We start from the raw sequence: 9762 nt of genomic DNA, 5'->3' as shown, positions 1-9762 counted from the left end.
CCCCCCCCCCTCCCAAAGCAAAAACCCGCCTCCTAGATGTAGCTCCGTCTCGTGGGCTCGGAGATGTGTATAAGAGACAGCGCCGGGCCCCTCCCCCACGCCCGGTCCCGCGCCCGTCCCGCCCGCGACGACCGGCACGGGGGGTCCCGTCGACGGCTACGACTTCGGCGCGCCGCACAAGCCGGACATCGAGTGGGACGAGGGCTTCGAGTACGACTCGAAGGAGGCCACCTGGCACGACTACGTCGCCAAGGCCGAGTGGATGGCCAAGCTCGAGGCCGGCCGGGCGCTCAAGTCCGACCTCGACGACGCGACGGCGATGTACGCCCACTACTGGGACAACGACGGCGAGCCGGCCCGCTTCGACTACGAGGAGGGCTACAAGGAGGACCCCGCCATCGCCGCCAACGTCAACGGCGAGGTGTCCCGCACCGCGGCGGCCGTCGACGAGATGGTCCGCAACGGCAACACGCACTTCAGCATGACCGGCGACGCCCACCCGGCCACCGCCTATCCCACGACCGAGAACTGGCAGAAGACGATCGGCGGCTACCAGCAGTGGAGCAGCGCCGACGTGACCGTCGAGAACGGTCAGGTGACGATGACGGTCACCGTCCACGCCGAGGACTACTACAACTTCAACCCGGGTCAGGCCGACATCGCCAGCGGCGCCGGTGACAACGAGAACGGCCGCTTCGCCGAGATCGGCTGGGCCAAGCCGTTCCCGTCGAGCGGTGACGTCACGCGGACGGTCACGTGGCCGGTCGGCTCGCCGCCGCCCTCCGTCGACGTCGGCCCGGGCGACGTCGAGCGCACCCCCGGACTCGGTCGAGAGGACCGGGCCGACGAACGAGGAAGCAGCCGATGACCCGCGCCCGACGCGTCACCGCCGTGACGATGTCCGTGACCACCGCCCTGCTCGCCCTGACGACCGCCGCGTGCAGCACGTCGTCGCCCACGCCGCCGACCGACCGACCGAGGAGCACCGTGAACGCAGCGACGAAGACCGGCACCGGGCAGGTGCGCCACGACCTCGACCCGCTGACCAAGCGCTTCACCGCCCTCGGCCGGCCGGTCGCGGCGACGTGGATGTCGGGCACCCTGGACGGCGAGGCACCCGGGCCCTCGACGTACTGGATCGACGCCGTCGTCCGGCTGTCGCCCGACACTGCCACGGCCCTGCGTGCCCACTCCCCCGCACCGACCACGGAGACACCCGACGTCGAGGACGGCGTCCGCTCCGCCCTGCCCACCGGGCAGCTGCTGCGCTCCGACGCCCTCGACGCCGCCTTCGCCCAGGGCTCGTTCCGCGCCAAGGCCTACCTCGCGGCCGACTCCGACACCGTCGTGCTCGTGGCCCTCGGCCAGTGAGCCGCCCGCTCCGGGTCGGCGTCCAGCTGCCCGAGGTCGAGCGCCGGGTCGACTGGCCCGAGCTGCTCGCCATGGCCCGTACGGCCGAGGACGTCGGCCTCGACTCGCTGTGGCTCGGCGACCACCTGCTCTACGACCTGCCGGGCGGGCTCACCCGCGGGCCGTGGGAGGTGTGGACCTCGCTCGCTGCCGTCGCCGCGGTCACCTCCCGTGTCGAGCTCGGACCGTTCGTGGCCTCGACCGCCTTCCACGCGCCGGCCATGCTCGCGAAGATGGCCGCGACCGTCGACGGCATCTCCGGCGGGCGCCTGGTTCTCGGGCTCGGGGCCGGGTGGAACGAGCGGGAGTACACCGCCTACGGGTTCCCCTTCGACGAGCGGGTCTCCCGCTTCGAGGAGGCCTTCACCGTCATCCGCACGCTCCTGCGCGAGGGACGGATCGACCACCACGGCCGGTTCCACGACCTCACCGACTGCGTGCTCGACCCCGGGCCGACGCGGCCGGGCGGGCCCCCGCTCATGCTCGGCTCGACCGGGCCGCGCATGCTGCACATCGGCCTGCCCCACGTCGAGCTCTGGAACACCTGGTGGAGCCAGTACGCCAACTCGCCGGCGGAGTTCGCGCGCCTGCGCGAGCGCGTCGACGCGGCGGCCGCCGAGGCGGGCCGCAGGCCGGGTGAGGTCGGCGCCACCGCCGCAGTGCTGGTCCGGCTCGCCGGGGGCGCCGGACGGGTGATGGGCGACTCCCCCCATGCCGCGTCGGTCGCGCCCGTCAGCGGCGAGCCGGGCGCACTCGCCGAGCACCTGCACGCGATGGCCGAGGCCGGAGCGGTGCACGTGCAGCTCGTCCTCGACCCCATCACCGTCGAGAGCCTCACCGCCATCGGCCAGGCCCTCACCGTCCTCGACGGCTGAGCCGGCCCGGGCGCGCAGACGCGGTCCGAGGTGATCCGTCGCGGCTGGACGCGGCCGATCACCTCCACCCGACGGACGGACCGGCGGTTCGAGGTGATCCGTCGCGGCTGGACGCGTCCGCTCACCTCGACCCGACGCGGCACCACGCCGGGCATGCGGAAGGGCCCGCCCCGCCGAAGCGGAACGGGCCCTCCCAGAGGTGCTGCGTCGCAGCGTCAGATCACTTGAGGATCTTCGTGACGCGACCGGCGCCGACCGTGCGGCCACCCTCGCGGATGGCGAACTTGAGGCCGTCCTCCATGGCGATCGGCTGGATGAGCTCGACCTTCATGTCGGTGTTGTCGCCGGGCATGACCATCTCGGTGCCCTCGGGCAGGTGCACGACACCCGTGACGTCCGTCGTCCGGAAGTAGAACTGCGGACGGTAGTTGTCGTAGAACGGCGTGTGACGGCCACCCTCGTCCTTGGACAGGATGTAGACCTGCGCCTCGAACTCGGTGTGCGGGGTGATCGAACCCGGCTTGACGACGACCTGACCGCGCTCGACGTCCTCACGCTTCGTGCCACGGAGCAGGAGGCCGACGTTCTCGCCCGCGCGACCCTCGTCGAGCAGCTTGCGGAACATCTCGATGCCGGTGACGGTCGTCTTGGCCGGCGGGCCGGTGTGGATGCCGACGATCTCGACCTCCTCGTTGACCTTGAGGATGCCGCGCTCGATACGACCGGTGACGACGGTGCCACGACCGGTGATCGTGAAGACGTCCTCGACGGGCATGAGGAACGGCTTGTCGACGTCGCGCTCCGGCTCCGGGATGGCGCTGTCGACGGCGTCCATGAGGTCGAGGACCGACTGGCCCCACTCCGGGTCGCCCTCGAGGGCCTTGAGCGCCGAGACCTTGACGACCGGCAGGTCGTCGCCCGGGAACTCGTAGGACGAGAGCAGCTCACGGACCTCCATCTCGACGAGCTCGAGGATCTCCTCGTCGTCGACCATGTCGGCCTTGTTGAGCGCCACGACGATGTAGGGGACGCCGACCTGGCGGGCCAGGAGGACGTGCTCCTTCGTCTGCGGCATCGGGCCGTCGGTCGCGGCGACGACGAGGATCGCGCCGTCCATCTGCGCCGCACCCGTGATCATGTTCTTCACGTAGTCGGCGTGACCCGGGCAGTCGACGTGCGCGTAGTGACGACCCTCGGTCTGGTACTCGATGTGCGCGATCGAGATCGTGATACCGCGCTGGCGCTCCTCGGGAGCCTTGTCGATGTCCTCGAACGCGAACTGCGGGTTGAGGTCGGGGTACTTGTCGTGCAGGACCTTGGAGATCGCAGCCGTCAGCGTCGTCTTGCCGTGGTCGATGTGACCGATGGTGCCGATGTTGACGTGCGGCTTGGTCCGCTCGAACTTTGCCTTCGCCACTGTGTGTCCTCCTCAGGACTTTCTAGTGTTACGCCGTACGACCAGGGCAGGACGTGGCGCGATGGGTTGGGATTTCCGAAGAAAGAGACTACCGGGATGACCCGTCGTCACTCGCCGCGGGTCTTCTTGATGATCTCCTCGGCAACGGCCTTGGGGACCTCTGCGTAGGAGTCGAACTCCATGGAGAAGCTCGCGCGACCCTGCGTCTTGGACCGCAGGTCGCCGACGTAGCCGAACATCTCGGACAGCGGGACGAGGCCCTTGACGACCTTGGCGCCGCTGATGTCCTCCATGCCCTGGATCTGGCCACGACGGGAGTTGATGTCACCGATGACGTCGCCCATGTAGTCCTCGGGCGTGCGGACCTCGACGGCCATCATCGGCTCGAGCAGGACCGGGTCCGCCTTCTTGATGGCCTCCTTGAGGACCATCGAGCCGGCGATCTTGAACGCCATCTCGGACGAGTCGACGTCGTGGTACGCGCCGTCGACGAGCGTCGCCTTGATGCCGACGAGCGGGTACCCGGCGAGCACGCCGTACTGCATGGCGTCCTGGATGCCGGCGTCGACCGACGGGATGTACTCACGCGGGACGCGGCCACCGGTGACGGCGTTGACGAACTCGTACATCGAGCCGTCCTCGGTCTCGCCCAGCGGCTCGAAGGACACCTGGACCTTCGCGAACTGGCCGGAACCACCGGTCTGCTTCTTGTGCGTGTAGTCGTACTTCTCGACGGAGCGACGGATCGTCTCGCGGTAGGCCACCTGCGGCTTGCCGACGTTCGCCTCGACCTTGAACTCGCGTTTCATGCGGTCGACGAGGATGTCGAGGTGCAGCTCGCCCATGCCGGCGATGATCGTCTGGCCGGTGTCCTCGTCGAGGTGGACCTGGAAGGTGGGGTCCTCGGCCGAGAGCTTCTGGATGGCCGTCGACAGCTTCTCCTGGTCGCCCTTGGTCTTGGGCTCGATGGCGACCTGGATGACCGGGTCGGGGAAGGTCATCGACTCGAGGACGATCTGCTCGCTCGGGTCCGACAGCGTGTCGCCGGTCGTCGTGTCCTTGAGGCCGATGGCCGCGTAGATGTGGCCGGCGAGGGCCTCCTCGACGGGGTTCTCCTTGTTGGCGTGCATCTGGAAGAGCTTGCCGATGCGCTCCTTGCGGCCCTTGGTCGTGTTGATGACCTGCGAGCCGGCGGCGATGCGGCCGGAGTAGACACGGATGAAGGTGAGCGTGCCGAAGAACGGGTGCGCGGCGACCTTGAAGGCGAGCGCCGAGAACGGGGCGTCCTTGCTCGGCTCGCGCGTCATCTCGACGCTCTCGTCGCCCGGCTTGTGGCCGATCATGGCCGGCACGTCGACCGGGGACGGGAGGTAGTCGACGACGGCGTCGAGCATCGGCTGCACACCGCGGTTCTTGAAGGCCGAGCCGCACAGGACCGGGTAGAGCTCGGAGTTGACCGTCAGCTTGCGGATGCCGGCCTTGATCTCCTCCGGGGACAGCTCCTCACCACCGAGGTACTTCTCCATGAGGTCGTCGTCGGACTCGGCGACACGCTCGACGAGGGCCTGGCGGTACTCCTCGACCTTCTCGACCATGTCGGCCGGGATGTCCTGGATCTCGTACTTGGCGCCCATCGTGACGTCACCCTTGGCGTCGCCCGGCCAGACCAGGGCGCGCTTGTAGATGAGGTCGACGACGCCGATGAAGTCGTTCTCGGCACCGATCGGCAGCTGGAGCACGAGCGGCTCCGCACCGAGGCGGTCCTTGATCGTCTGCACCGTGAAGTAGAAGTCGGCACCGAGCTTGTCCATCTTGTTGACGAACGCGATGCGGGGGACGTCGTACTTGTCGGCCTGGCGCCACACCGTCTCGGACTGGGGCTCGACACCCTCCTTGCCGTCGAAGACGGCGACCGCGCCGTCGAGGACGCGCAGGGACCGCTCGACCTCGACCGTGAAGTCGACGTGGCCGGGCGTGTCGATGATGTTGATCTGGGTGCCCTCCCAGAAGCAGGTGACGGCGGCGGAGGTGATGGTGATCCCCCGCTCCTTCTCCTGCTCCATCCAGTCGGTCGTCGACGCACCGTCGTGCGTCTCACCGATCTTGTGGTTGACACCGGTGTAGAAGAGGACGCGCTCCGTCGTCGTGGTCTTGCCAGCGTCGATGTGCGCCATGATGCCGATGTTGCGGACCTTCTTCAGGTCCGTCAGGACGTCAAGTGCCACGTCAGTTGTCTCGTCTCATTCGTGTAGTGAAGTCTGCGGTGGTCCCGCGGCCGCCCGGCGGAACAGGACCGGCCCGTGGGCGCCCCGTTCAACGCGGGCGGCTGTGGCCGGTGTTCCCCGGCCCGGTGCCGCGCCCTCCGCCGGAGCGGGGGCGCCGTGGCACCCGGCCGGGGGGTGCGTCACCAGCGGTAGTGCGCGAAGGCCTTGTTCGACTCGGCCATCTTGTGGGTGTCCTCCCGACGCTTGACCGCGGCACCGAGGCCGTTGGACGCGTCGAGGATCTCGTTCATGAGGCGCTCGGTCATCGTCTTCTCGCGACGCTGACGCGAGTAGCCGACGAGCCAGCGCAGGGCGAGCGTCGTGCTGCGGCCCGGCTTGACCTCGATCGGCACCTGGTAGGTCGCACCACCGACGCGGCGGGACTTGACCTCCATGGCCGGCTTGACGTTGTCGAGCGCGCGCTTGAGCGTCGCGACCGGGTCGGTGCCCGTCTTCTGGCGGCAGCCCTCGAGGGCGCCGTAGACGATCGTCTCCGCGATGGACTTCTTGCCGTCGAGGAGGATCTTGTTGACGAGCTGGGTGACGAGCGGGCTGCCGTAGACCGGGTCGACGACGAGCGGGCGCTTCGGAGCGGGTCCCTTGCGAGGCATCAGCTCTTCTCCTTCTTCGCGCCGTAGCGGCTACGAGCCTGCTTGCGGTTCTTGACGCCCTGCGTGTCGAGCGTGCCGCGGATGATCTTGTAGCGGACGCCGGGGAGGTCCTTCACACGACCGCCGCGCACGAGCACGATCGAGTGCTCCTGCAGGTTGTGGCCGACGCCCGGGATGTAGGCCGTGACCTCGATGCCGCTCGAGAGGCGCACACGGGCGACCTTGCGGAGGGCAGAGTTCGGCTTCTTGGGAGTGGTCGTGTACACACGCGTGCACACACCACGGCGCTGGGGCGAGCCCTTGAGCGCCGGGGTCTTGGCCTTCGAGGCCTTGTCCTGGCGGCCCTTGCGGACCAGCTGGTTGATGGTAGGCAACCTGGTGACTCCGTAACGTTGCTGTTGTCGGTCGCCCGGGTGGGCGGCTCCTTGACTGTTCGGCTCCTCGACCCCCGAGGTCGGGTGTGTCCTGGGGCTGTCGGTGCCGGTTCTCCCCCCTGCACTCCCCACGGGCCGACGAGCGTCGGGCTCCGCGGGTTGCCCGGCGGGAGGTGTGCTCTGGACCCCGGTGATGTCGCCCCGCCGGAGCGGTGGACAGGGCACGAGGGCCGTCATCGCGCATGCCTGAGGGCATGCCTCAGACACAGTGTTCAAGCGTACCGGCGCGTGGCACGGCTACCAAATCGGTTCGAGCAGGGACATGAGCACGCGGAGCGCCGCCCGGAGCGTCGGGCCCAGGGGTCACCCCGGGTCGGCGCGAGCGGGCTCCGCTCAGCCCAGGCGCCAGTCCCCCGCGTACATGTGCAGCACGGGCACGCCCAGGACCTCGCGGGCGCGCGAGGCCCAGTCGGTGTGGAAGGTGTCCTCGACGGCGTGCGGCTCGGTGACGACGACGACCTCGCGGGCGCCGAGGCGCGACACCTCCTCGACGAGGGTCGGCACGGGGTCGTCGCCCGTGATCTCCCCGGTCGCGGTGGCCGCGTGACGGCCCAGCTCGGACAGCGTCGTCGACAGCGCGGTGTCGGCACCGACGCGCGCCTCCTCCCGGTCGACCGGGCGCAGGCTGTCGAGCGCCTCGCGCATCTCGAAGAGGCTCAGGTGGTTGAGGAACGTCGAGAGCATGTTGCGCTCGGTGTCGGCCGGCACGAGCACCCGGTAGGTCGGGGCCTCGTCGACGTGCAGGGCCACGATCTTGTCGACGTCGGCAGGCTTGAGCGCCTCCTCGGTGAGGATGATGATCGTCGGCGCGGGGGTCCCGGTGCCGCTGTCGGCACCGCTCGGTGCGGCTGTCGGTGAGACTGTCGGTGAGGCCGCGGGTGAGGCGAGGGGCGAGGCGGTCGCAGGGGCGGTCGCTGCGTCGCTGGGGGCGTCGGCCGTGGGCTCGGTCATGCCGGCCAGCCTATTTCAGACCGTGGCGCCGGCTGCAGGGTGACGCGCCTCGGGAGCACCCACGGGTGCGTGCCCTCCGCACCTTCGGCGCCTCAGCGGTTCGTCATGCGCCACCGGGCGAGCAGGACCCCCAGACGGTCCTCGACGGGCCGGGTCGAGGCTCCGGCGTAGGTGCCCATCATCACGAAGACGTAGCGGCGCCCGTCTGCGCCCGTGACGTAGCCGGCGAGGGAGGACACGCCCGTCAGCGAGCCGTTCTTGGCGCGGAGGTTGCCCGCTGCGGCCGTCCCCCGCATCCGGCCGGCGAGCGTGCCGCCGGTCCAGCGCACCGGGTCGGTGCCCGCCAGCGGCAGGGCAGCACGGAACGTCCCGGCCCACGACGTGCGCTGCACCTTGTCCAGGAGCGTGGCCAGCTGGTTCGGCGTGAGTCGGTTGGCACGAGCCAGGCCCGAGCCGTCGACGAACCGCAGCCCCCGCACGTCGATGCCGACCCGGCCCGCGAACGCCCGCAGCGCCGCGGTGCCGTCGGCCCAGCTGCCCGGCCGGCCGGTGCGCGCCCCGAGCGTCTTGACGATGGCCTCACCGTGCGAGTTGTTGCTCAGCTTGAGGAAGGGCACGAGCAGCTGGCCCAGCGTCATCGACGCGTGGCGGGCCAGCAGGGTCTGGCCCGACGGTGCCCGTCCCTTGACGGCGCCGCCGTCCACACGGATGCCGGCGGCGGCCAGCCGGTCACGGAAGGCCCGGGCCGCGAGGAGCGCCGGCTCGTTGACCGTCACCCACTTCTTCACCGTCGCGTGCCCTGCGCCGATGCGTCCCGACACCGTGACGAAGTTCGTCCCCGACCGGCGTGCGACCGACAGCGTCGTCGCCGACCCGGCGGAACCCGTCGTCGCCTGGTTGACGAGCGTGACCGTGCGCGCCGCCGACGGCGGGGTCAGCGTGAGGCGGGGTCGTGCCCCGACCGTGGCCGCGGGGGCGACGTCGACGATCACGGTGCCGGCGTCGTAGTCGGTGTCGGGCGCGAGCGTCAGGCCGGACACCTGGGCCGCGTAGTAGCTCGAGGCGTACGAGGTGGACCAGTACGGGCTGTACCGCTGGTCGTCGAAGTAGGTCGGGTCGCCGACGACGTCCCCGGACACGCGCGTCACGCCCTTGGACCGCAGGGCCGACGCCAGGGCCGTGAGGTCCTTCTCCATGAGGGTCGGGTCGCCGCGACCCTTGAGATAGAGGCGGCTGACCACACCCCCGGTGGGGGGCGCCGGCGCGAGCACGTCGGTGGTCCAGCGGTAGCCGCTGCCCAGGACGTTCATGGCCGCGGCCGCGGTGAAGACCTTCTGCGTCGAGGCCGGCATGAGGGGCGTGTTGGCGTACCGCACGTACACGGGCACCCGCGTCGACGCGTCCTGGACGGTCACCCCGACCCGGGCCGAGGCCGCGGTGACGCTCGGGTCGGTCATGAGCCGGCCGATCTCGCGGCGCAGGGCCGCGTCGCGCGACTGGTAGCCGACCGCCTCCGAGCCCGAGGGTGTCACCGTGACGAGCGCGAGCCCTGCGACGACGGCGCCGACGGCCACCCCCGCGGTACGTCGTCGGCGGCCCGGCCCCCGCTCCGGGCCGCGCGGTCCCGGCCGCGAACGCAGCGGGCTGGACAGGACACGCGTCGGACGGAGCACGGCGACCTCCAAGGGCATCGCGACCTCGGGTGCGCGTCCGGCGACCCGCGCCGCCGACCCGGTCACCCTGCCCCGCAGGCTAGTCCGTTTTGCCCGGTATCGGCGCTTTGGGCAGCGACAAGGAAGT

9 protein-coding genes are annotated in these 9762 nt (G+C 70.3%); 3 read left to right on the top strand and 6 right to left on the bottom strand.

Annotation, left to right across the window (positions count from 1 at the left end):
* Positions 1-262: 262 nt before the first annotated feature.
* The 3 genes from ACR9ZK_RS04600 to ACR9ZK_RS04590 are packed head-to-tail and all read left to right on the top strand — an operon-like array spanning position 263 to position 2285.
* Positions 263-868, top strand: coding sequence for a hypothetical protein (locus tag ACR9ZK_RS04600; protein ID WP_481340698.1), 606 nt, complete (start codon positions 263-265; stop codon positions 866-868).
* A complete protein-coding gene (locus tag ACR9ZK_RS04595; protein ID WP_481340697.1) occupies positions 865-1371 on the top strand; it encodes a hypothetical protein in 507 nt (168 codons plus the stop codon). Before ACR9ZK_RS04600 ends, ACR9ZK_RS04595 begins: the two co-directional genes overlap by 4 nt.
* On the top strand, positions 1368-2285 hold the full coding sequence (locus tag ACR9ZK_RS04590) for an LLM class flavin-dependent oxidoreductase (protein ID WP_481340696.1): 918 nt from the start codon (positions 1368-1370) through the stop codon (positions 2283-2285). Before ACR9ZK_RS04595 ends, ACR9ZK_RS04590 begins: the two co-directional genes overlap by 4 nt.
* Positions 2286-2505: 220 nt before the next feature.
* Here the strand turns inward: ACR9ZK_RS04590 and tuf are convergent, their stop codons facing one another.
* The 6 genes from tuf to dacB form a co-directional block, all read right to left on the bottom strand.
* On the bottom strand, positions 2506-3702 hold the full coding sequence (gene tuf / locus ACR9ZK_RS04585; protein WP_481340695.1) for an elongation factor Tu: 1197 nt from the start codon (positions 3700-3702) through the stop codon (positions 2506-2508).
* A gap of 107 nt (positions 3703-3809) precedes the next feature.
* Positions 3810-5927, bottom strand: coding sequence for an elongation factor G (gene fusA, locus ACR9ZK_RS04580; protein WP_481340694.1), 2118 nt, complete (start codon positions 5925-5927; stop codon positions 3810-3812).
* 179 nt (positions 5928-6106) lie between these two features.
* Positions 6107-6577 carry a 30S ribosomal protein S7 gene (gene rpsG / locus ACR9ZK_RS04575; protein WP_481340693.1) on the bottom strand — a complete coding sequence of 157 codons (471 nt, stop codon included), beginning with the start codon at positions 6575-6577 and terminating at the stop codon, positions 6107-6109.
* Complete coding sequence (gene rpsL / locus ACR9ZK_RS04570; protein WP_076264083.1) at positions 6577-6951, bottom strand: 30S ribosomal protein S12; 375 nt, start codon at positions 6949-6951, stop codon at positions 6577-6579. The genes rpsG and rpsL overlap by 1 nt, the downstream gene beginning before the upstream one ends.
* A gap of 393 nt (positions 6952-7344) precedes the next feature.
* The gene (locus ACR9ZK_RS04565; RefSeq protein WP_481340692.1) at positions 7345-7962 is read right to left on the bottom strand and encodes a hypothetical protein; all 618 of its coding nucleotides are present in this window, start codon (positions 7960-7962) and stop codon (positions 7345-7347) included.
* A 92-nt stretch (positions 7963-8054) separates the two neighbouring features.
* Entirely contained in the window at positions 8055-9701 is a 1647-nt protein-coding gene (gene dacB / locus ACR9ZK_RS04560) for a D-alanyl-D-alanine carboxypeptidase/D-alanyl-D-alanine endopeptidase (RefSeq protein WP_481340691.1), read from the bottom strand.
* Positions 9702-9762: the final 61 nt, after the last annotated feature.

This window comes from Monashia sp. HAY1-5C, from assembly GCF_056755255.1.
Note: the sequence above shows the minus strand (reverse complement) of the source record. Positions and strands in the feature narration are given on the sequence as shown.